Source organism: Micromonospora sp. CA-111912, from assembly GCF_050948415.1.
Lineage (GTDB): Bacteria > Actinomycetota > Actinomycetes > Mycobacteriales > Micromonosporaceae > Micromonospora.
In genome coordinates this window covers 4762156-4785753 of the sequence record NZ_CP192007.1, presented here as the reverse complement: position 1 = coordinate 4785753, position 23598 = coordinate 4762156, and the positions used below count along the sequence as shown (strand labels likewise).

General features: G+C 73.0%; 8 protein-coding genes. 3 read left to right on the top strand and 5 right to left on the bottom strand.

What is annotated here, in order from left to right; genetic code table 11:
• Window positions 1-5 precede the first annotated feature (5 nt).
• Window positions 6-15368: an SDR family NAD(P)-dependent oxidoreductase gene (locus tag ACQPZO_RS19820; protein ID WP_433342990.1), complete on the top strand. Its 15363-nt coding sequence runs from the start codon at window positions 6-8 to the stop codon at window positions 15366-15368.
• A 157-nt stretch (window positions 15369-15525) separates the two neighbouring features.
• The gene (locus tag ACQPZO_RS19815; RefSeq protein ID WP_433342989.1) at window positions 15526-16734 is read left to right on the top strand and encodes a nucleotide disphospho-sugar-binding domain-containing protein; all 1209 of its coding nucleotides are present in this window, start codon (window positions 15526-15528) and stop codon (window positions 16732-16734) included.
• A gap of 206 nt (window positions 16735-16940) precedes the next feature.
• Here ACQPZO_RS19815 and ACQPZO_RS19810 read toward each other — a convergent pair whose 3' ends face one another.
• From ACQPZO_RS19810 to ACQPZO_RS19790, 5 genes are all read right to left on the bottom strand, one after another.
• Window positions 16941-17606: an HAD-IA family hydrolase gene (locus tag ACQPZO_RS19810; protein ID WP_433342987.1), complete on the bottom strand. Its 666-nt coding sequence runs from the start codon at window positions 17604-17606 to the stop codon at window positions 16941-16943.
• Window positions 17606-18700, bottom strand: a complete 1095-nt coding sequence (locus ACQPZO_RS19805) for a Gfo/Idh/MocA family protein (RefSeq protein ID WP_433342986.1) — start codon at window positions 18698-18700, stop codon at window positions 17606-17608. The genes ACQPZO_RS19810 and ACQPZO_RS19805 overlap by 1 nt, the downstream gene beginning before the upstream one ends.
• The gene (locus ACQPZO_RS19800) at window positions 18697-19857 is read right to left on the bottom strand and encodes a DegT/DnrJ/EryC1/StrS family aminotransferase (RefSeq protein ID WP_433342985.1); all 1161 of its coding nucleotides are present in this window, start codon (window positions 19855-19857) and stop codon (window positions 18697-18699) included. Before ACQPZO_RS19800 ends, ACQPZO_RS19805 begins: the two co-directional genes overlap by 4 nt.
• A gap of 120 nt (window positions 19858-19977) precedes the next feature.
• Window positions 19978-20601 carry a class I SAM-dependent methyltransferase gene (locus ACQPZO_RS19795; RefSeq protein WP_433342983.1) on the bottom strand — a complete coding sequence of 208 codons (624 nt, stop codon included), beginning with the start codon at window positions 20599-20601 and terminating at the stop codon, window positions 19978-19980.
• A gap of 166 nt (window positions 20602-20767) precedes the next feature.
• Entirely contained in the window at window positions 20768-21769 is a 1002-nt protein-coding gene (locus ACQPZO_RS19790) for a methyltransferase domain-containing protein (protein ID WP_433342981.1), read from the bottom strand.
• Between the two features lie 184 nt (window positions 21770-21953).
• Between ACQPZO_RS19790 and ACQPZO_RS19785 the strand changes: the two genes are divergently transcribed.
• Complete coding sequence (locus tag ACQPZO_RS19785) at window positions 21954-23159, top strand: cytochrome P450 (RefSeq protein ID WP_433342979.1); 1206 nt, start codon at window positions 21954-21956, stop codon at window positions 23157-23159.
• Window positions 23160-23598: the final 439 nt, after the last annotated feature.

Genomic DNA, 23598 nt, shown 5'->3' with positions numbered 1-23598 from the left:
TTGACGTGAGTACCTCTGAGCAAGATCTCATCCGGGCACTGCGCGAGTCGGTCAAGGAAACGGCCCGGCTGAAGCAGCGGAACAGCCAGCTGCTCGCCGCGGCCTCGGAGCCGATCGCGGTGGTCTCGATGGGGTGCCGCTTCGCCGGGGACATCGCCGGGCCGGAGGACTTCTGGCGGGTGGTGTCCGAAGGCGTCGACGTCTACACGCCGTTCCCCGAAGACCGGGGCTGGGACCTGGTCAACCTGTACGACCCGGACTCGGACACCCCGGGTACGACATACGTCGACCAAGGCGCCTTCCTGCACGACGCCGCCGAGTTCGACGCCCGCTTCTTCGGCATCTCGCCCCAGGAGGCGACGGCGATGGACCCGCAGCAGCGGCAGCTGCTCGAGGTCTGCTGGGAGACGATCGAGCGCGCCGGAATCGACCCGGACAGCCTTCGCGGCACCACCACCAGCGTCTACGCGGGGATCGTGCACCAGGACTACGCACCCGACATCGCGGGCGCGGAAGGTTTCCTCAGCCTCGAGCGCGCGCTGGGCAGCGCCGGTGGCATCGCGTCCGGCCGGGTCGCGTACTGCCTCGGGCTCGAGGGGGCCGCGGTCACGGTCGACACGATGTGCTCCTCGTCGCTGGTCGCGATCCACCTGGCGAGCCAGGCGCTGCGCCGGGGGGAGTGCACGATGGCGCTCGCCGGCGGGTCGACCATGATGGCGACGCCGGGCGGTTTCGTCGGGTTCGCCCGCCAGCGGGCCCTCGCCCCCGACGGCCGGTGCAAGTCCTTCGCCGCCGCGGCGGACGGCAGCAGCTGGGCCGAGGGCGTCGGCGTGGTGCTGCTCGAGCGCCTCTCCGACGCCCAGCGCAACGGGCACCAGGTACTCGCCGTGATCCGGGGCTCCGCGGTCAACCAGGACGGTGCCTCGAACGGCCTCACCGCCCCGAACGGGCCCGCGCAGCAGCGGGTCATCCGCGCCGCGCTGGACGCCGCCGGGCTGTCCGCGGACGAGGTCGACGCCGTCGAGGCGCACGGAACGGGGACCACGCTCGGCGACCCGATCGAGGCGCAGGCGCTGCTGTCGACGTACGGCCGGGGGCGTGATCCGGAGCGGCCCCTGCTGCTCGGCTCGGTCAAGTCGGTCCTCGGCCACACCCAGGGTGCCTCGGGCGTCGCGGCCGTGATCAAGACCGTGCTGTCGCTGCGCAACCGGTACCTGCCGGCCACGCTGCACGTCGACGCTCCGACCCCGCAGGTCGACTGGTCGCCCGGCACCGTCGAACTGCTGACCGAGGGGCGCGCGTGGCCCGACACCGGGCGTCCGGCCCGCTCCGGCATCTCCTCGTTCGGCGCCAGCGGGACCAACGTCCACATGATCGTGGAGGAGGCTCCGGCCGCCCCCGACCCGGGCGAGCAGGTCGCCGACACCGCGCCGGGGGCGGCGCTTCCGTTCGTCGTCACGGCCAAGACCGCGACCGCGCTGGCCAACCTCGGCCGCCGGCTCGGGGACACCGTGGACGAGAGCGTCGCGCTCGGCGACCTCGCCCACGCACTGGCGACCGGACGCGCGGTGCAGAGCCGCCGGGCGGTGGTGGTTGCGGCGACCCACGAGGAGCTGCGCGCGGGGCTCGCCCTGGTGGCCGAGGGCCGGACCGGGCCCGGGGTGATCGCCGGGTCGGCCGGTACGAGCGGGCCCGGCAAGGTCGTCTTCGTCTTCCCCGGCCAGGGCACCCAGTGGATCGGCATGGGCCGGCGGCTGCTGGACACCTCGCCGGTCTTCGCCGCCCGGATCGCCGAGTGCCAGAAGGCGTTCGAGCCGTGGGTCGACTGGTCGCTGGTCGACGTCCTGCGCGACGGGGCTCCCGAGGAGCTCGAACGCGTCGATGTCGTGCAGCCGGTGTGCTTCGCGATGATGCTCGGCATGGCGGCGGTCTGGGAATCGCTCGGCGTGGTCCCGGACGCGGTCGTCGGCCACTCGCAGGGTGAGATCGCAGCCGCCTGCGTCTCGGGCGCGCTCTCACTGGCGGATGCCGCCCGTGTGGTGACACTGCGCAGCCAGGCGATCGCCGAGCTGCTGCCGGCCGGGGGTGGGATGGCGTCGATCGGGCTGGCCGAGGACGCGGTACGCGCCCTGATCGAGCCGTGGGGAGCGCGGCTGCAGGTGGCGGCGCTCAACGGACCCTCGTCCGTGGTGGTCGCCGGCGAGGGCACCGCGCTGGACGAGCTCGCCGCGCAGCTGGCCGACAGCGACATCCGGTGCCGCCGGGTTCCGGTCGACTACGCCTCCCACAGCCACTACGTGGAGAGCCTGCGATCCGCCCTGCTGGCCGACCTCGCCGCCGTCACGTCCTCGGCGCCGCGCGTCCCGTTCTATTCGACGGTCGAGCCCGGCTGGCGCGACGAGCAGCCGTTCGACGCCGACTACTGGTACCGCAACCTGCGTCAGCCGGTCCTGTTCGAGCCGGCCGTCCGCGAGCTGATCGCCCAGGACCACCGGGTCTTCATCGAGCTCGGCGCCCATCCGGTGCTGGTGCCGTCGATCACCGGAACCGCGGCGGAGCTGGACGCGGACGTGCTCGCGGTCGGGTCGATCCGGCGGGACGAGGACGGACCCGCCCGGCTGGCCACCTCGGCGGCCGAGGTCTTCGTCCGCGGCGTGCAGGTGAAGTGGCCAGCCCTGCTGCCCGAGGGCGCCGGAGCGGTCCGGGTCGAGCTGCCCACCTACCCGTTCGACCACCAGCGGTACTGGATCACCATGCCGACCACCGCGGCGGGCGCCGAGTCGCTGGGGCAGGTGACCAGCGCCCACCCGCTGCTCGGTGCGGTGGTGGAACTTCCGCAGACCAACGGTGTGGTCTGTACCTCCCGGTTGTCCCTGGCGACCCACCCGTGGTTGGCCGGTCACCGGATCCAGGACAACGTGCTGGTGCCCGGCACCGCCTACGTCGACCTGGCGATCCAGGTCGGCGACGAGCTCGGCTACGGCGTGCTCGACGAGCTGGTGATCGAGGCGCCGTTGGTGCTCGAGGCGGACGCGGCCGTCAGCCTGCAGGTCGCCGTCGGCGCGCCGGACGCCGCCGGTCGCCGTCGGGTGGAGGTGCACAGCTCCCGTGGCGGCGAGTGGACCCGGCACGCCGCCGGCCTGCTGTCCGACGCGTACGACCAGACATCGGGCAGCGGCTTCGACTTCGGTCAGTGGCCGCCCACCGGCGCCGTTCCGGAGCCGGTCGACGACTTCTACGACCGCTTGGCCGACCGCGGATACCAGTACGGGTCGGCCTTCGCCGGGCTGACCGCTGTGTGGCGGCGTGGCGAGGAGATCTTCGCCGAGGCGGCGCTGCCCGCCGACCACCGGGACGACGTGGACCGGTTCGGCATCCACCCGGCTCTCTTCGACGCCGCCCTGCACGCGAACGCCTTCCACCGGCGCGCGGACGACCGCAACGTCCTGCCGTTCGCCTGGAACGGCGTCCGGCTGCACGCCGGTGGTGCCGTCGCGCTGCGAGTCCGGGTCGCGCCGTGCGGACCGGACGCGTTGTCCTTCGACGCCGCGGACGGGACCGGTGCGCCGGTGCTGTCCATGGAATCACTGGTCTCGCTCCCGATCACGGACGTGGGCGGGCAGTCGGGCGGCCGGACGCCGGACTCGCTCTGGCAGGTCGACTGGACGCCGCTGCCCCTGCCGGCGCCGACTACGGCGCCGGAGCACCAGGTCGTCGTCGAGAGCTCAGGCGATGTGGTGCGGCTGGCGCTGGCCGACGAGCTCGGCGATCCCCGCCCGGACGTCGCCGTCCTGGACGTCGCGCCGGCCGCCGGCGCGGAGGCCGAGCCGCTGCCGCTGCTGGGCCGGGTGCTCGAGGTGGTGCAGGCGTGGCTGGAGGAGCCGGCGCTCGCCTCGGTGCCCCTGGTGGTGGTGACCTGCGGTGCGGTCCCGGCGTCGGGTCCGATCGTGGATCCGGCGGGTGCCGCGCTCTGGGGGCTGGTGCGGTCGGCGCAGGCCGAGCACCCGGGCCGGATCCTCCTGGTCGACGTGGAGCCGGGCGGAGACCGCGACGAGGCGGTCGCCGCGGGCCTCGCCGCCGGCGAGGCGCAGGTCGCGGTCCGCGGGGACGCCGTCCTGGCCCCGCGGCTGGGCCGTGCCGTCCTCACCGGGGAGCCGGTCGCGCCCGGGTTCACCGACGGCGGCACTGTGCTCATCACCGGCGGGACCGGCGTGCTGGGCGCGCTGCTGGCCCGGCATCTGGTGGCCGAGCACGGCGTCCGCCGGCTGGTCCTGGCGGGCCGGCGCGGCGCGGCCGCCGACGGGATGGCCGAACTGGGCGAGCTCGGCGCGTCGGTCGAGGTGGTCGCCTGCGACGTGACCGACCGGGACGCGCTCGCCGCACTCCTCGCCGCCATCCCGGCCGAGCACCGGCTGACCGGCGTCATCCACGCGGCCGGGGTGCTGGACGACGCCGTCATCGCGAGCCTCGACCCGCACCGCCTGGCCCGGGTGTTCGCCCCGAAGGCGGCGGCACTGCGGCTGCTGGACGAACTGACCCGCGACGATCCGCCCGAGGTCTTCGCCGTGTTCTCCTCGGCCGCGAGCGTCTTCGGCTCGGCGGGCCAGGGCAACTACGCGGCCGCGAACGCGTACGCCGAGGCGGTCGTGTCCGCGCGCGCCGCCAGTGGTCTGCCAGCGGTGGCGCTGGCCTGGGGACTGTGGAGCCCGGCGACCGGGATGACCGGCCGGCTGGCCGACGTCGACCGGACCCGGATGAGCCGGGGCGGTGTACGGCCGATGCCGGCCGACGAGGCGCTGGCCAGCTTCGACGCGGGCATCCGCTCCGGCGCCCCGCTGCTGGTGCCGATCGGTCTCGACCTCGGCGCGGTCCGGGCCGAGGCTGGTGCCGACGGCACCGTTCCGGCGCTGTTCCGGTCGCTGGTCCGGCCGCCACGGCGGACGGCGCGGGCGGGTGCCGGCGAGCCCGGGGGCGCGTTGGGCCGCCGGCTCGCCGGGCTCACGACCGAGGAGCAGACCGAACTGATCCTCGCGCTCGTGCGCACGGAGGTCGCGACCGTGCTCGGCATCGCCGACCTCGACCCTGCCTCCGACGACAGCCGCTTCGGCGAGATCGGGTTCGACTCGCTGACCGCGGTCGAGCTGCGCAACCGGCTTACCGCGGAGACCGCGATCAAGCTTCAGGCCACGCTGATCTTCGACTACCCGACACCGCGACAGTTGGGCCGCTACCTGCTCGAGAAGGTGCAGGGGTCGGCCGACAGCGGTGCCGCGCCTGTGACCCGGGCCCCGGAACGTCCGTTCCCGGCCGCCGAGGATCCCGTGGTGATCGTCGGCATGGCGTGCCGGCTCCCGGGTGGGATCACCACGCCGGCCGAGTTCTGGGACCTCGTGGCCGAAGGCCGGGACGGCATGTCGCCGCTGCCGGCCGACCGCGGCTGGGAGGTGGACCGCCTCCTCGGCACCGACCCCGATCAGGCCGGGACCACCTACGCCCGGCAGGGCGGCTTCCTGCACGACGCCGGCTACTTCGACGCGGGCCTGTTCGGCATCTCGCCGCGCGAGGCGACCGCCATGGACCCCCAGCAACGGCTGCTGCTCGAAACCACGTGGGAGGCCCTGGAGACGGCCGGCCTCGACCCCTCGTCGCTGCGCGGCCAATCCGTCGGCGTGTACACGGGCATGTCCATCCACGACTACCTCGGCGACCTGGCGCGCGTCCCGGCCGAGTTCGAGGCCTTCACCACCACCGCGACGGCCGGCAGTGTCGCGTCCGGCCGGGTGGCGTACGTGTTCGGCTTCGAGGGCCCGGCCATGACCGTGGACACCGCGTGCTCGTCCTCGCTGGTGGCGATCCACCTGGCGGCCCAGGCGCTGCGCCAGGACGAGTGCGAGATCGCGCTCGCCGGTGGGGTCGCCGTCATGGGCTCCCCGGTCGGCCTGACCGGGTTCTCCCGGGCCCGGGGGCTGGCTGCGGACGGCCGGTGCAAGGCGTTCGCCGCGGCGGCCGACGGCACCGTGCTGTCCGAGGGCGTCGGCGTCGTCGTGCTGGAACGGCTTTCCGTCGCACGGCGCAAGGGCCATCGCCCGCTCGCCGTCGTCCGCGGCTCCGCGATCAACCAGGACGGCGCGTCCAACGGTCTCACCGCCCCGAACAGCCTGGCCCAGCAGCGGGTCATCCGGGCCGCTCTCGCCGCGGCCGGCGTCGGTGCGGACGAGGTCGACGCGGTGGAGGCCCACGGCACCGGCACCACGCTCGGCGATCCCAGCGAGGCGCAGGCCATCATCGCCACCTATGGTCGTGACCGCCGGGCCGAGCAGCCGCTGTGGCTCGGCTCGGTGAAGTCCAACCTCGGCCACACACAGGCGGCGGCCGGCGTCACGGCGGTCATCAAGATGGTGGAGGCGATCCGGCACGGGCATCTGCCGCCCACGCTCTTCGTCGACGAACCCACCCCCCACGTCGACTGGTCCGAGGGCGCCGTGGCGCTGCTGACCGAGGGCCGGGACTGGCCCGACGCCGGCCGGCCACGGCGCGCCGGGATCTCGTCGTTCGGCATCAGCGGCACCAATGCCCACCTGATCCTGGAACAGATCCCCGAGCCGGCCGCGCCGGAGGCGGACGGGGACATCGCGCCGGCTGTGCTGCCGTTCGTCCTGTCCGCGCAGAGCGCGGCGGCCCTCGCCGGCCAGGCGGGACGGCTACGAACCGCCGTGGCGCAGGGGGTGCCGCTTCCCGGTGCGGCCCGGACGCTCGTCGCCGGCCGCGCGCTGCTCCCGCACCGGGCGGTCGTCGCCGCGGCCGGCCGGGACGCTCTGCTCGCCGGCCTGGACACGGTCGCCGTGGGCGAGGCCGGCCCGGGCACGGCGCTGGGCGCCGTCACCGCCGGCGCCGCAGCGTCGGTGGTGTTCGTGTTCCCGGGCCAGGGGGCGCAGCGGGCCGGCATGGGCCGCGAGCTCCACGACCGGTTCCCGGTCTACGCCGCCGCCTTCGACGACGCGTGCGCGAAGCTCGACGAGAGGCTGGCCGGCGCCGTGGACCGGTCCGTCCGGGACGTGGTCTTCGCCCAGCCGGGCAGCCCGGAGGCGGCCGCGCTGGACCAGACCGTCTACACCCAGGCGGCGATGTTCGCGGTCGAGACCGCGCTGTTCCGGCTCGTCGAGTCCTGGGGCGTACGACCCGCTCTACTGCTCGGGCACTCGGTCGGCGAGATCACCGCGGCGCACGTCGCCGGAATGCTGTCGCTCGACGACGCGGCGACCGTGGTGGCCGCCCGCGGCCGACTCATGCAGGCGTTGCCCGCCGGTGGGGCGATGGCCGCGGTGGCCGCGACGGAGGAGGATGTCCGGCCGTTCCTGAACGGGGGCGTCTCCCTCGCCGCCGTGAACGACCCAGCGTCGGTCGTGCTGTCCGGCGACGAGGACGCGGTGGACGCCGCCGTGCGGGCGCTGCGGGAACAGGGCCGCAAGGTGCACCGGCTGGCGGTGTCCCACGCGTTCCACTCGGCGCGGATGGACCCGATGCTCGACGGGTTCCGGTCCGCGATCGCGGACGTGGTCTGGCGGCCGGCCCGGATTCCGGTGGTCGCCCCCGACGGAGCCGACCTGACGGACCCCGGCCACTGGGTCGACCACGTCCGGCGCACCGTGCGCTTCGCCGACGGCGTCCGCGCCGCGCTGGACCGGGGTGGGCGGCTGTTCGTCGAGCTCGGGTCGGGGGCCGGCCTGTCCGCGCCGATCCTGGAGACGGGGGCGCGGTCCGGGTACGAACCGGTGTGCGTGCCCGCGCTGCGGGACGGACAGGCCGAGCCGGAAACCGTGATCGGTTCGCTGGCCGCGCTGTTCGTCCGGGGAGTGCAGGTGGACTGGCACCCGCTCGTCCCCGCGGACGCCCCGGACGTGCCGCTGCCGACGTACGCGTTCGACCGCCGGCACTACTGGCTGACCTCGGCGCCCGGCGCGGTGAACGCGGCCGATCTCGGGCAGGTCGAGGTCGACCACCCGCTGCTGTCGGCGATCGTGCCCGTCCCGGACACCGGTGGCCTGATCGGCACGGCCCGGCTGGCGCTCACGACCCATCCCTGGCTCGCCGGGCACCGGCTGCACGGGGTGCCGATCGTGCCGGCCGCCGCGCTCGTCGACCTCGCCGTGCGGGTGGGTGATGAGCTCGGCTGCGGCGTACTGGGAGACCTGGCGCTGGAGGCGCCGCTCGCGATCCCCCCGGAGACGACCGTCCGGCTGGAGATCGTGGTCGGAGCCGAGGCCGGCGGCAGCCGCCCGTTCACCGTCTATGGCGCGCGGGACAGTGGGGGAACGTGGGTCCGGTGTGCCGGCGGCACCCTGCAAGCCGGCGCCGTCACCGACGCCGGGCCGGTGCAGCCGTGGCCGCCGTCGGGCGCCGAGCAGGTCGCGATCGACCCGGAGGCCGCCGGGCGCTCGGAGCTGCTCGGGCTGTGGCGTCGTGGCGAGGACACCTTCGTGGAGGTCGCGCTCGCCGACGAGGAGAAGCCCGCTGCGTTCGGCCTCGACCCGGCCCTGCTCGACGCGGTGACCCGGGTGGTGCTCGACCCCGGTTCGCTCGCGACGCGCTGGGAGTCGGTGGTGCTGCACGCCACCGGGACGCGCCGGCTGCGGGCTGGCCTCGCCCGGCTGGACCACGATCGCTGGAGTCTCGAGGCGGCCGACGAGACCGGCCGGCCGGTGCTGTCCGCCCGGTCGGTCGGCTCGATGCCGGTCCGCCCCGAGGATGTGGGCGGCCGCCCCGCGACGGACGCCATGTACCGGGTGGCGTGGCATCCCGTGGCCACCGAGGAGGTTCCGTCCGGCCATCCGGCGACCGTCGGCATCGACAGCGCCGAGGGTGTGGCCGCGCTCGCCGCCGAACCCGGCCGGCCGACGGCCGCCGTGTACGACGTGCCGGCCGGCCCGCCCGCCGGGGTCGTCCTCGCCGACGTTCTCGCCGTGCTCCAGGCCTGGCAGCGCCACGCCCCCGCAGACACCCGGCTCGTCGTGCGGACCGGGGGTGCCGTCGACGGCGGGACCGGCGGCCTCACCGACGCGACCGGTGCCGCCGTGTGGGGCCTGGTGCGCGCGGCCCAGGCAGAGATGCCCGGTGTGCTGCTGCTCGACGTGGAGCCGGGCCTCGACGCCGGACCGGTCCTCGGTACGGCGCTGGCCCTCGATGAACCACAGCTCGCGGCCCGGGCCGGCGGTTTCCGGGTCCCCCGCCTCGCGGTGGCCGGGGCGCTGGCCGCAGAACCCGCCCCGTGGAACCCGGACGGGACGGTGCTGATCACCGGTGGCACCGGGTCGCTCGGCGCTCTCGTCGCGCTTCACCTGGTGCGGACCCGCGGTGTCCGGCGGCTGCTCCTGGTCAGCCGGCGTGGACTCGCGGCCGACGGCGTCGAGGCGCTGGTGGCCGAGTTGTCCGAACGGGGCGCCGAGACGTCCGTGGTCAGCTGCGACGTCGCGGACCGGGACGCGGTGGCGGCGTTGCTCGCCGCGATCCCGCCGGAGCACCCGCTGACTGCGGTCGTGCACACCGCCGGTGTCCTGGACGACGGGCTGGTCGCCGCGATGACCCCGGATCGGCTGGGCGCCGTGTTCGGCCCGAAGGCGGACGCCGCCCGCCACCTGGAGGACCTGACCCGCGACCACGACCTCGCCGCGTTCATCATGTTCTCTTCCGCCGCCGGGCTGCTCGGCTCGGCCGGGCAGGCCAACTACGCCGCCGCCAACGCCTACCTGGACGGCCTCATGGCGATCCGGCGTGCGAACGGCCGGAACGGCGTGTCGCTGTCCTGGGGTCTGTGGGCGCAGGACGGCGGCATCACCCTGAACCTCGGTGACGCGGACCGGGCCCGGATGCGCCGCGCCGGTGTGTCGCCGCTGCGCCACGAGGAGGGGCTCGCGCTCTTCGATGCGGCCGTGGACAGCGGGGAGGCCCACCTCGTGCCGATCAAGCTCGACCTTGCCGCCGCGCGGGCCGACGCGGCCACCGGCGGACCGGTGCAGCCGCTGCTGCGTGACCTGGTGCGCGTTCGCCGCCGGGCGGGCCGGGCGGCGGCCGCCGGTGACCTGGCGGGCTCGCTGGTCGGCCGGTCGGTGGCGGAGCAGGAGCGCACCCTGCTGTCCCTGGTCCGGGCCCGGGTGGCGCTGGTACTGGGGTACGCCTCGGCCGAGGACATCGCGCCGGACGCGCCGTTCCAGTCCGCCGGGATGGACTCGCTGGGCGCGGTCGAGTTGCGCAACCGGCTCAGCGCCGAGGCCGGGTTCGCCATGCCCGCGACGATGGTCTTCGACTACCCGACGCCGGTGGAGCTGGCCGGGTTCCTCCGGGAACGGCTCACCGGCCGGGACGCGCCGGCGGCGGTCGAGGCCGTCGCGGCGGCGAACCCGGCCGATCCGATCGCGGTGGTCGGGCTCGGCTGCCGGCTGCCGGGCGGCGTGCGGGGCCCGGACGGGTTCTGGGACCTCCTGGCCACGGGCGGTGAGGGTCGGTCGGCAGTGCCGACCGACCGCGGCTGGGACCTGTCCACCATCCCGGTGGAGGCGGCCGGCTTCCTGACCGACGCCGCCGAGTTCGACGCCGGGTTCTTCGGCATATCCCCGCGCGAGGCGACGGCCATGGACCCCCAGCAGCGGCTGCTGCTCGAGGTCGTGTGGGAGGCCTTCGAGGACGCGGGGCTCGACCCGGCCGCGTACCGGGGTTCCGATGTCGGCGTCTTCGTCGGCGTGATGGGCGAGGGCTACGGGATGCACGGCGGTGACCCGCAGACCGACGGCCTCCGGGTCACCGGCGGTGCGCTTTCGGTGGCGTCCGGCCGGGTGTCCTATGTGTATGGCTTCACCGGGCCGGCGATCTCGGTCGACACGGCGTGCTCCTCGTCCCTCGTCGCGATGCACCTGGCCATGCAGGCCCTGCGCAACGGTGAGTGCTCGCTCGCCGTGGTGGGGGGCGTGACGGTCATGGCGACGCCCAACGCGTACGTCGAGTTCGCCAAGTCCGGCGGGCTGGCGGTCGACGGGCGGTGCAAGGCCTTCGCGGCGTCGGCGGACGGGACCAGCTGGTCGGAGGGCGTCGGCGTGGTCCTGCTGCAGCGACTGCCGGACGCCGAGGTCCAGGGCAGCACGGTGGGTGCCGTGATCCGGGGCTCGGCGGTCAACCAGGACGGCGCCTCGAACGGCCTGACCGCCCCGAGCGGGCTCGCGCAGCAGCGGGTCATCCGGCGGGCCCTCGCGGTCGCCGGGCTCGTGCCGTCCGAAGTGGACGTCGTCGAGGCGCACGGTACGGGCACCCGGCTCGGCGACCCGATCGAGGCGCAGGCCCTCCAGGAGACCTACGGCAGGCGGGAGACGGCGGAGCCGCTGTGGCTGGGATCGGTGAAGAGCAACATCGGCCACACCCAGGCGGCGGCCGGTGTGGCCGGCGTGATCAAGATGGTGCTGGCGTTCCGGCACCAGGCGCTGCCGGCGACTTTGCACGCGGACGCACCGACCCCCGAGGTCGACTGGTCCGGTGACACCATCCGGCTGCTGACCGAGGCCCGGCCGTGGCCGGCGCGCCCGGACCGGCCACGCCGCGCCGGAGTGTCCGCTTTCGGGGCCAGCGGCACCAACGCGCACCTCATCCTCGAGGAGCCGCCCCGGCGGACGCCGGTCACCGCGACCGGACCGGCCGAGCCCGGCGCGGGAGGCCTCCTGCCGTTCGTCGTGTCGGCGGGCGATCCGGGCCGCCTCGCCGCGGTCGCGACCCGGCTGGCGGACGCTGTCGAGGACCGGCAGCCTCCGCTGCCCCAGCTGGCCGCCGCGCTCGCGTTCGGCCGGACGAAGCACCGGGAGCGAGCCACCGTCCTCGCGGCCGACCACGGCGAACTGGTCGGTCGGCTGCGAAGCCTCGCCGCCGGCGAGACCGGGCCGGACGTGGTCACCGGACGGTCCGGGCCGGGCACCGGCGCGGTGTTCGTCTTCCCCGGCCAGGGCAGCGGTTGGGCCGGCATGGGCCGCGAACTGATGGCCGAGTCGGCGGAGTTCCGGGCGTGGGTACACCGATGCCAGGAACTGCTCGACGAGTACGACTGCGACTGGACCCTGGAAGAGGCGCTCGGCGGTGCCAACGACCTCTCCCGGACCGACGTCGTCCAACCCGCCGCGTTCGTGATGATGACCGGGCTGGCACAGCTCTGGGTCCGGGCCGGGGTCACCCCCGAGGTGGTGATCGGGTCGTCGCAGGGAGAGCTCGCCGCCGCCTGCGTGGCCGGGGTCCTTTCGCTGGACGACGCGCTGCGGATCTGCGTCGTGCGCTCCCGGCTGGCCGCGGCGCTGCCCCCCACCGGCGGAATGCTCGTTCTGGGCGTCAGCCGCGCGCGGGCGGAGGAGCTGCTGCTCGCGGACGAGGGCCGGCTCGAGCTCGCCGCGGTCAACGGACCCGCGATGGTCGGCATCTCCGGTGAGGTCGCCGCCATCGAGCAACTCGAGGCTTTCGCCGCGGAGCAGGGGATCTGGTGCCGCAGGCTGCGGGCGGACTACGCGTCCCACTCCTTCCTCGTGGACGAGCTGGAGCGGCCGATGCTGTCCCAGCTCGACGGGGTCGGCGAGCGCCCGGCGCGCGGGCTCGGCGGCTCGTGCCGGTTCTACTCCACGGTCGAGAGCCGGTGGATCGGCCCGGACGAGGTCCTCGACGCGGGTTACTGGTTCCGGAACCTGCGCCGACCGGTCGAGCTGGAAGGGGCCGTCCGCGCGGTGACCGCCGACATGCGGGCCGTCGTCGAGGTGTCCCCGCATCCGGGCCTGGTGTCGCCGATCCTCGACGTCGTCGCCGACGCCGGTCGGCCGGTCGGGGTGATCGGCACGCTGCGCCGCGACCAGGGTGGCGTACGCCAGGTGTTGACCGCGATGGCCGAGGCGTTCGCGATCGGGTTGCCGGTCGACTGGTCGGCGGCCGTCCCGGGCGGCGGGCTGGCCTGGCGTGAGCTGTGCCGCGACCTGCCCACCCATCCGTTCGAGCAGCGCCGGTACTGGCTGCGGGGCGGCGGCGCCGTCGCGGCTGCTGAGGAAGCGGTGCACCCACTGCTGACCACCGTGGCCGGTCTGCCGGATTCCGGTGGCGTGCTCGCCGTCGGGCGGCTGTCCACGCACCAGCAGCCGTGGCTCGCCCGTGCCGTGGGGCCGGGCCCGGTCGAGGTACCCGCTTCGGTCTGGGTGGAGCTGATCATCCGGGCCGGTGACGAGCTGGATTACGGCACGATGGCGGAGCTCGACCTGATCGAGCCCGCGTGGCTGGACCGGGGAACGTCCCTGTCGGTGCAGGTCTGCGTCGGCGGGACAGACCTCGCCGGTCGGCGATCGGTGACCGTGCAATCCGCGCCGGCCTCGGCCGATGGCGACCGGTCGGGCTGGACCCTGAACGCGACCGGCCTGCTCGTCTCGGGCCCGGCCGGCACCGACGCGACGGAGTCCGGTCTCACGGTCTGGCCTCCGGCCGATGCCGAACCGGTGACACCGGCCGACCCGCGAGACGACGTACGTGGCGTCTGGCGGCGAGGCGACGAGACCTTCCTGGAGTTGGTCCTGCCGGACGAGCTCCGCGAGGACGCCGCCGCCTTCGGTATCCACCCGCTGCTCCTGGACGCCGCGAGCCGTGCGATGGACCCGGCGCCGGGGAGCGCGGCCGGGTGGCGCGATGTCCAGTTGCACGCGACCGGCGCCGCGTCGTTGCGCGTCCGGCTGCGACCGGTCGAGAACGGTATCGCGCTGACCGCCGCCGACGAGACCGGCCAGACGGTGCTCACCGCCGGCCGGATCGCGGTACGGCCGGCGCGCGAGCCCCGGCTCGGCAGGCCGGGCGGCGCGCTGCGTATCGCGTGGGCCGAGCTCGACCGGGAGACCGCTGCGGCCCCGCCGTGGACCGTTCCGGTGAACAGCGACGATGCGGTGCTCGACCTCAGCGGCGATCCGTCCGCCCTGGCCGTCGGGGTCGCGGTCCTCGACGTGACCCTCGGCGAACAGCCCGTGGCGGCTTGCCGTCGCGCGCTCGCCGTCGCGCAGGCATGGCTGGACGAGCCCGAGCTGGCCGGCCTCCGGCTGGTGGTGCGGACCCGGAACGCGGTCCCGGTCGAGTCCGTCGCGGTGCTCGACCCGGCCGCCGCGGCTGTCCGAGGCATGATGGCCGCCATCCAGGCCGAGTACCCGGATCGTTTCGTCCTCGTGGACGTCGAGCCGGACGCGGATCCGGACGTCGGGCTGGGCCCGGTGCTGGCCGCCGGCGTCGCACAGGCGGCGGTGCGGGCCGGGCGCGTCCACGTTCCACGGCTGGTGGCCGTCGACGAAGCCGGACCGGCCGTTCAGCCGCTCGACCCGGCCGGCACGGTCCTGATCGTGGGCGGCACCGGCGCGGCCGGATCCAGGGTGGCCCGGCATCTGGTCGCCGAGCACGGCGTCCGCCACGTGGTCCTGGCGGGTCGGCGTGGTCCGGACGCTCCCGGGGCGGCGTCCCTGGTCGACGAGCTCGCCGCTCTCGGCGCGTCGGCGACCGTCGTGGCCTGCGACGTGACCGACCGGGACGCGGTCCACCGCCTGCTGTCCGGGATACCGGCGGACCAGCCGCTGACCGGCGTGGTGCACGCCGCCGGGATGGCCGACCGCACCCCGCTCGCGGAGCTGGGCCCGGAGCAGCTCGGCGCCGTCCTCGACGCCAGGGACGAGTCGCTGCGGCACCTGGCCGAGCTGACCGTGGATCAGGACCTCGCCCTGTTCGCGGTGATCACCGCGGCGGCCGAACTCACCGGTCCGGCCGATCAGGCGGCCACGGGAGCGGCTGAGGGGCTCGCACGGGCGGCCGCCACACGCTGTGGCGCTCGCGCGCCGGTGCTGCCGTCCGCGGACGGCTCGGTGCTGTCGGCCCTCTCCGCGGCGATCGACACCGCCGAACAGTTCCCGGTCCCCGGCCGGCCCGATCAGTGGGGCGCACCCGCGCCCGGCCGGCCGGTCCCTCCGCTGCTACGCGGGCTGGTCCGCCCGCGCCGGCGGTCCGCCTACCGGGCGGCGGCCGGCGCGGAGCCGGCCGGCCGGTGGACGGAGCTCCTGAGTGCGCAGGTCGGTGCGGACCGGGAGAAGACAATGCTGGACCTGGTGCGGACGCAGCTGGTTCGCGTCCTCGGACTGAACCCGGACGACCTGGTCGAGCCGGAGCGCGGCTTCTTCGAGGTCGGCCTGGACTCCGTGATGGCACTCGAACTGACCCGGCGACTGAGCAGCCACGCCGGCACCGCGCTCACCCCGGCCGCGGTGTTCAACAACCCGACCCCGGCGGCGCTGACCCGCTATCTCGTCGAGCGGCTCGAGGCGGCCGGGCAAGAGGCCCGGAACTAGGTGCCACGCGATAGGAAATGGGCGAGCTCCCTGCCATCCGTGATCAATGTCGGTTCCAGAATCGCGACGTCACTGTCGGACATGCTCGCCGTTGTGGTCGAGCAAGTCGGCAAGGACGTGGATCTGCTACTCGCATCTTCGAGGAAGAGGTAAAGGTATGCGATTCCTGTTCACGACGTTCGCCTGGCCGTCGCACTACTACCCGATGGTGCCGCTCGGGTGGGCGTTACGGGCCGCTGGGCATGAGGTGCGGGTGGCGAGCACGCCGTCGCTGGTCGACGCGATCATCACGACCGGGCTGCCGGCGGTGGCGGTGGGTAAGGACATCGACATCGCGGGCCGGGCCAGGGACGGCAAGCTGCACGATCACGAACGGTGGCCATCCGATCCGGCCAAGTTGAGCGGCGTACAGCAAAATCTGGTCAGGCAGATGGGGCACACGATGGTCGAGGTCGCCGACGCGATGACGGACGATCTTGTCAAGTTCGCCCGGAGTTGGCAGCCGGACCTGATCGTGCACGAATCGATCACCTTCGCCGCTCCGGTCGCCGCTGAGGTGCTCGGCATTCCGACCGTCGCGCATACGGTCGGAATGCCGTTCGCCCCGGGAATGACGGTGAGGAAAGACGCCCCGCCGCCGTCGCCGGCGTATGTGCGTCTCTATGAGAAGTTCGGTGTTGCACCGAGGGCCGCCCCCTCGGCGTGGATCGACCCCTGCCCGCCCAGCATGCGCGTGCCGGGAGAGACCTCGGCCCCGCGGTTGTCCGTTCAGTATGTGCCTTATAACGCCCCCGGTGCGATGCCGGAGTGGCTTATCGAACCGCCCACGCGGCCCCGGGTGTGCATCACCTGGGGCACCTCAACGGTGCGGATGATCGGTGACGCGGTGACCGGTCTGCTGAGCCAGGCGATCGAGGCGGTCTCCAGCCTCGGAGTGGATGTCGTGCTCACCGTCTCTGCAGCCACTCGTGCGGCTCTCGGCGCGGTGCCGGACGGAGTGCGGGTAGCGGAGTCGCTGCCCCTGCACGTGCTGCTGCCGAACTGTCGGGCAATCGTGCACCCAGGCGGGGTGGGCACCGCGCTCACCGCGGGCATCTACGGAGTGCCACAACTGGTTGTCACCCAGTTTTCCGACCAGCTGACCATCGGCGACGTGATCGCGGCCAGCGGCGCCGGTCACCATCTACTCCACACCGAGACCACCGTGGAGCGGATCAAATCCCACGTCGTCGAGTTGCTGGATGACCAGGAGTGCCGCAAAGCCGCCAGGCGCCTGCAACAGGAAATCGCATCGCAGCCCGCGCCCGCCGAGTTGGTGCCGAAACTGGTGGAGCTGGCAGGCGGGCGCACGTCGGCTCGGGCGTGATGGCGGAGACATCTCAGATGGTCCTTCCCCCGGAGGCCACCGGCGCTGACCCGATATCGAGAAAGGGGTCTTGGCTCCTGGGGTAATCCACATCGTGTGACAAGCGAGGCGTCGCGCCCTATTGGGAGGCCGTCCGGCATCCGCCGCCGGAACCGGGCGAGCTCGGTCGCGAGTTGGTCAGGTTCCCGGCCGTGCCCTCCGGCCCGTCACCACCGACCCGGAATCGAGACCGGCGGGCACACCGGCAGCAGCTCATCGGGGGAGTGGATGACGAGATCCGGGCCGGCAGCCATCAGGTCGTCCTCGTCCACGGTCGCCCAGGTCGCCGCCACGGAGGTCACTCCGGCGGCTCGGGCGCTACGGATGTCGGCCGGGGCATCGCCGACCATGACGGCCGCGTCCGGCTCCGCGTCGAGCAGGCTGAGCGCGCGCAACACGATCTCCGGGGCGGGTTTGGCGTTGACGACCTCATCCGAGCCGACCACGTGGTCGAAGTGCTGGATCAGGTTGAGCGTGGTCAGCAGGGAGCGAGCCCGCGGGCCGGCCTTCCCGGTGGCCACGGCGAGCCGGAATCCGCGCGTCCGGAGCGTCCGTAGCAGGTCGACCACCCCGTCCACCACGGGCACCTGGGCCGCGAGCCGGTGGCTCTCCCGGACGAACGGTTCCTCCATCTCCAGCGGAAGGCGCATCCGTCGCATGATCTCAGGGAAATACAGGCCCTGATAGCGCTGGTAGTCGGCGAACGGCGCGGGACCGGCACCGACCACTTCCGCGTACGCCGCGGCGAAGGCCCGGCCCATCACCTCGTGACTGTCCACCAGGACGCCGTCGAGGTCGAAGATCACCACACTGCGCATCGGTACGTTCTCCATCAGGTCGCCGCCGCGATCGTGACCGGCCCGGTGGGCAGCAGCGGGGTCGCCGAGGCCGCGTACAGCGCCTCGATCGTGCCGACGATCCGCCGCGCGCCCGCGATCGCGGATCCGCACGCCGACGGATCGGCGAGGCGGGCCCTGAGGTCGTCGAGCTGGCGGGAGTACTCCGTGCCGATCGGCTCGGCCGGGACCGCGACCTCGCTCGTCCGGCCCCGCCGGACGACGCTGAGCCGCGGCCCCGGCTCGCGGTTCGGGCTGAAGCCGAAGGTGGACCGGAGCGTCGCGGCACCGCCGCTCCCGTCGATCCGGATCTCGGTGACGTCATGGCTCACCGAGTGCGTGGCCCAACTGGCGCGAAGGCCGACCGACAGACCGGTGCCGGTGACCAGGAATCCGCGCACGGTGTCCTCGACGTCCGCGTCGAGTGCCGGCGCCGGCTGATCGTGCCGCCAGGCCGCCGTCCAGCGCGGGTCGTTGACGTGGTCGTACGAGGTGGACGCGGCGACCCGGTCGAAGGCCACCGGCCCGGCGATGGTCTCGAGAACGTCGAGCAGGTGCCAGCCGAGGTCGAACAACACCCCGCCGCCTGCCTCCGCCCGGCTGGTGAACCAGCCCTGGGACCGGGGCACTCCGCGGGCCCGTTCCCACACCAGGTCGATGTGGCGCAGGTGGCCGAGCTCGCCGGCCAGATCCGCCAGTTTCCGCACGTCGGCGCGGTACCGGCAGGCACTCCCGGCCAGCAACGGGCCGCCGCCCGCCCGCTCGGCTTCAGCCAGCGTGTCCGCCTCCACGCTCGATAGGCAGACCGGCTTCTCCACGAAGGTGGCGAGACCTCGGGAGAGAAGACGTCGCGCGATCGCCGCGTGCAGGTGGTTGGGCGCGGCGACCAACGCGAGGTCGGCGTCCTCGGCTCGCAGCAGGTCGACGTCACCGAAGGCCGGGCGGTCGGTCGCCGCGGTGAACGCCTCCCGCTTGGCCGGATCGGGGTCGACCGCAGCCACCACCTCGTAGTCGCCGCTCGCCATCAGGCGGGGAAGCCAGATCTCCCGGCCGGACCACCCGAACCCGACCAATACGGTGCGGATCCTCATCCGGTGGCCACCACGTCGGCCACGATGGTGGCTGTGTCGGTGAGAGCCTGCTCCGACGCGAGCAGAGTGCGGTGGTGCAGCCAGACGCAGTCCTGGCTGATCGCGTCGGCGTTCGGGCACCGCTTGGCGAGCGTGTCGACGGACTCCGCGGGTGCGCCGGTTTCCCAGAACGCCGCGGTGCGGTAGATGGCGCGGAAGCCCGCGAAGGCCGGGATCCCCGCGTCGACCAGACGATCGACCAGAAGGTTGCGCCGCTCCTCCGACCAGCCGGGAAGCCGGAACATCGCCATGTAGTGCGGATTCCGGTCGGCCCGCGAGTCGCCCCCCTGCGGCCGGACGCCGGGGATTTGGGCCAGGAGCGCCGACAGGAACCGCCACCGCTGCTCCCGCAGCTCGATGTGGCTGTCGAGGCGGCCCAACTGAGCGCGCAGGACGGCGGCCGAGAACTCGTTCATCCGCATGTTGGTGCCGGCCACCTGGTGGTGATAGCCGCGGTCGGTGCGTGGCCGGCCGCAGGAATGGCGCAGGAACGCCTTCTCGTACTCGTCCGAGTCCGGGAACAGCACCGCGCCGCCCTCGCCCGCGGTCATCAGCTTGCCGTTCTGGAAGCTGAACGCCGCGACCGAGCCCAGCTCGCCCACGCGCTTGCCCTGCCATCGGGCACCGTGCGCGTGGGCCGCGTCCTGCAGGACCCGGGCCCCGGCATCCGAGGCGAGCTTGTCGAGTGCGTCCATGTCGGCCATGAGACCCGCCATGTGCACCGGCATGATCACCCGGGTCCGTGGGGTGATCGCGTCGGCGGTGGCGGTCACGTCGATGTTGTAGGTGTCCGGATCGACGTCCACCGGGACGGCGACGGCCCCGATCCGCTGAGCGGCCTGGGACGAGGAGATGAAGGTGAACGCCGGCACGATCACCTCGGTGCCCGGTCCCGCGCCCAGCACCTGCAGGGCGAGCTCCAGCGCGTGCGTGCCGTTGGTGACGGCGAGGGCGTGACGGGCACCGTGGTATCCGGCGAATTCCCGCTCGAAGCTCTCCACCTCGCTGCCACCCATGCGCCACCACTGACCCTGGTTCAGCGCCCGATCGAGAGCTCGCCGTTCGGTGTCGTCGAATTGCGGCCAATCCGGAAAGGTCGGCCCAGGTCGCGGACTCATTTCTGCCTGGCTCCTTCTGGTCGATTGGCCTCACGGTACGAAGTCCGGCGCGGGCGCTACTATCCCTCAACCTGACAGCGATTTCGGAATTCGACGTCGCCCCATTCTGGGAAAGGGTGGTCAGGTGCGGGTGATCGCGGCCAGCCAGGCCGGGGCCCCGTTGATGTCTCTGTTGTTCTCCAAGGTCACGGACTCGATCGAATCGACCCGCCAGCCGTTGGCGAAGGTGGCCCGGATCTCGTCCTGGCTCACCCGCAAGGCGCGGATCCCGCCCTGGCTCTCCTGTCGCGGTCCGCTGCCGGGGTGATGGCGGTCGCTGATGCAGAGCAGGAACAACCGTGCGTCCGGCGGCATGACGGTGGCCAGGCTGTCGGCGTAGCGGACCCGCTCGGTGCCGCTGAACGCGTGGAACAGGGCGGAGTCGAGCACGGTGTCGAACTGCTCGCCCAGGTCGCCGAGTTCGAGCGCGTCCCCGACCTGGAAGCGCACTTCCAGGCCGCGCTCGCGTGCTTTGCGTCGCGCGGTCTGGATCGCTGTCGGCGCCGAGTCGATGCCGACCGTCGGAAGGCCGAGGGCCGCTGCCAGGAGCGCGACCTCACCGGTGCCGCAGCCGACCTCGAGTACCCGGCCGCGGAACGCGCCTGCCTCGGCGAGGTTGCGCATGGCCAGTTGCGGGCGGCCGAGGTCCCAGAGCGGTGTCCCGCTGTAGTGCGTGTCGAAGCTCTCCACCTTGCTGCCACCCATGTCTGCTGGCTCCTTCTGGTCGATTGGGCCTTACGGTACGAAGTTCGGTGCCGGCGCCGGACTATCCCTCAACCTGACAGCGATTTCGGAATTCACCGCCGTCCCGTTCTGCGAATCCGGCGTGAACGGGACGCCTTTCCGGGAGAGTCGCTCGGGAAGAGGATGGTCAGGTGCGGGTGATCGTGGCCAGCCAGGCCAATACCCCGTCGACATATTTGTTGTTCTCCAACGTCGCGGGTTCGATCGAATCGACCCGCCAGCCGTTGGCGAAGGTGGCTCGGATCTCATCCTGGCTCACCCGTCGCGGCCCGATGTCGGGTGGATGGCGGTCGCTGAAGCAGAGCAGGAACAACCGCGCGTCCGGCGGCATCACGGTGGCCAGGGTGTCGGCGTAGCGGACTCGTTCGGCGTCGCTGAACACATGGAACAGGCCGCAGTCGAGCACCGTGTCGAACTGCTCGTCCAGGTCGCCGAGTTCGAGCGCGTTGCCGACCAGGAAGCGCGCTTCCAGGCCGCGCTCCCGTGTTTTGCGCCGCGCGATCTCGATCGCCGTCGACGACGGATCGATGCCGACCGTCGGCAGGCCGAGGGCCGCCGCCATGAGTGCGACCTCGCCGGTGCCGCACCCCACCTCGAGTACCCGGCCGCGGAAGGCGCCCGCCTCGGCGAGGTCGCGCAGCGCCGGCTGCGGACGGCCGGTTTCCCAGGGCGGCGTGCCCGAATACCGTGCGTTGAAATGCTCGGGCGACAGGGCCTCGGTGAGCTGGCGCGCCAGCTTTTCCAGCGTCTCGACCAGTTCCTTGGCCTGGCCGGGGTCCTGGATCCCGGCGGCCTCGGCGAGCCGCTCGTCGATCCGCGCGGCGGTTCGATCAGTGGCTCTGTGCCGGGCGACCTGCCGGACGAACGTGCGTCCAGGGTGGGCCGGGTCAGCCGCGGTGGTAACCGCGCCCCGGTCGCGCAGGGTGGCGACGCTCGTCTCCACGTGGCTCGCCGGGAAGCCGGTGCGGTCGGCGATCTCGGCGATCGAGGTTTCCGGGTGTTCGAATACATCGGTCATGATTTGACGCACGCCGGGGGACATCTGCCGCATGCCTGTGGGGTCCGGGATGGCGTCCTCGCCGATCCGCATCAGCTTGCGCGCGAGGTCGTGCAGTTCGAAGCCGTCCATGATCGCAAAGTGTTCCCGACTCCGGGCAGCGCACGCCATCACGCAGGTTGACGGTGTGTTCGGCGGCGGTTCACCCGCGACGGCTGGACGACTAGCAGTGTGAGGGATGCCAGGGCCCTGCGGTCCGGATCTACCGTGGCTTGCGGTTATCGCGGAATCGGACCGTACGAGGGGCGTGGGTTTCATGAGTGTGAAACAGTCCGAACGGACGCTGTCGAACTTTCTCGCCTATCTCGACGGGCTGCGTGAGCGCGGAGCCGTGCACTTCGACGACAAGATCAAGGCGTGGCACGTGCTCGACTATCACGACACCCTCCAGGTGCTGACCGACTCGGCGACCTTCTCATCCGACGTCTCCCCGCTGGCCCCCCAGCAGGAAGACTTCGACCTGTTCAAGAAGGGCAACTTCGTCCGGGCGGACGATCCGGCGCACCGCCGGCTGCGCGGTCTGGTCAGCCGGGCGTTCACCCCGAAGATGATCGCCGGACTCGAGCCGCGGATCACCGAGGTGACCAAGCAGTTGCTCGACGACGCGGATGCCGGCGGCGACCAGTGGGACCTGATCGAGCAGCTGGGCTACCCGTTGCCGTTCATCGTCATCGCCGAGATGCTCGGCATCCCGGTCACCGACCGCGCGTTCGTCCGGCGGCTGTCCGACACCTTCTTCGAGGTGCACAACGTCGACCCGGAGCAGTCGCTGGATTCCCTGGGGGAGAGCGCGGTCAACAATGTCGCGCCGCTGCTGCGCGAGTTGAACACCCACCTGCTGGAGTTCGTCCGCAGCCGTCGCAAGATCCCAGGCGACGACCTGACCAGCAAGCTTCTGGAGGTCGAGGTCGACGGTGTGCGGATGGACGACGAGGAGACCGTCGGCTTCCTCGGCCTGCTGCTGCTCGCCGGCCACGTCACCGCGACATCCACGATGGGCAACACGGTTCTCGCGTTGCACGAGAACCCCGAGGTCTGGGCGCAACTGCGGGCCGAGCCCGCGCTGATTCCGGCCGCGGTCGAGGAATCGATGCGCTACCGGCCGCCGTTCCCTCGTCTCGGTCGGCAGGCGACGAAGGACGTCGAGATCGGCGGGCAGAAGATCCCGGCCGGCGACTTCGTCCTGGCGTGGCTGACCACCGCGAACCGCGATGAGCGTGTCTTCGCCGACCCGGACCGGTTCGACATCCACCGGGACCCCAACCCTCACCTGACGTTCGGCAAGGGCATGCACTTCTGCCTTGGCGCGCCGCTGGCGCGGCTCGAGGTGAGGATCGCCATGAACCTTCTGATGGAGCGGTACAGCGACATCCGGGTACGCGACGACGTGCCGGTCAACCTCCGCAATCCCTGGGCGATGATCGGCGTCAATCGGCTGCCCATCGAGGTCCGCCGGTCCTGACGAACCGGAACACGGGCTCAGCGGTGGGGCAGTTCCGAGGTGCTGCCCACCTGCTGGGCCCGGTTCCGTCCAGCGGCGCCCTGGCCGATCGTCGGGGTGGCTGCTGGACGACGCCGCCAATTGCGCTCCTCGACGACTCGATCGGTTAGCGCTTCGCCGGTCGCGAAAGGTGGTGCACGGGCCGGCGCGCTTGGGGTGAAGGGGACTTTCCGCGCGTGCGATGCGGGGAGGGTCCCAGGGCCCCGGCAGAGTCGCGGAGTGTCCGATCCCGCCTGAGGTTCATCCGCCTTCCGGGAGTCCCGTTCCGCTCCTCGCGGATGACCCGAGATCCTGGCCGGGGCCCCGGTCTCACCAGCCCTCAGCCATATCTCCTCACCCCGTACCCGCCCCGGGAGGTCGCCGCTACGCCGCCCCGTACACCGGGCAGCCGGGCAGTGGC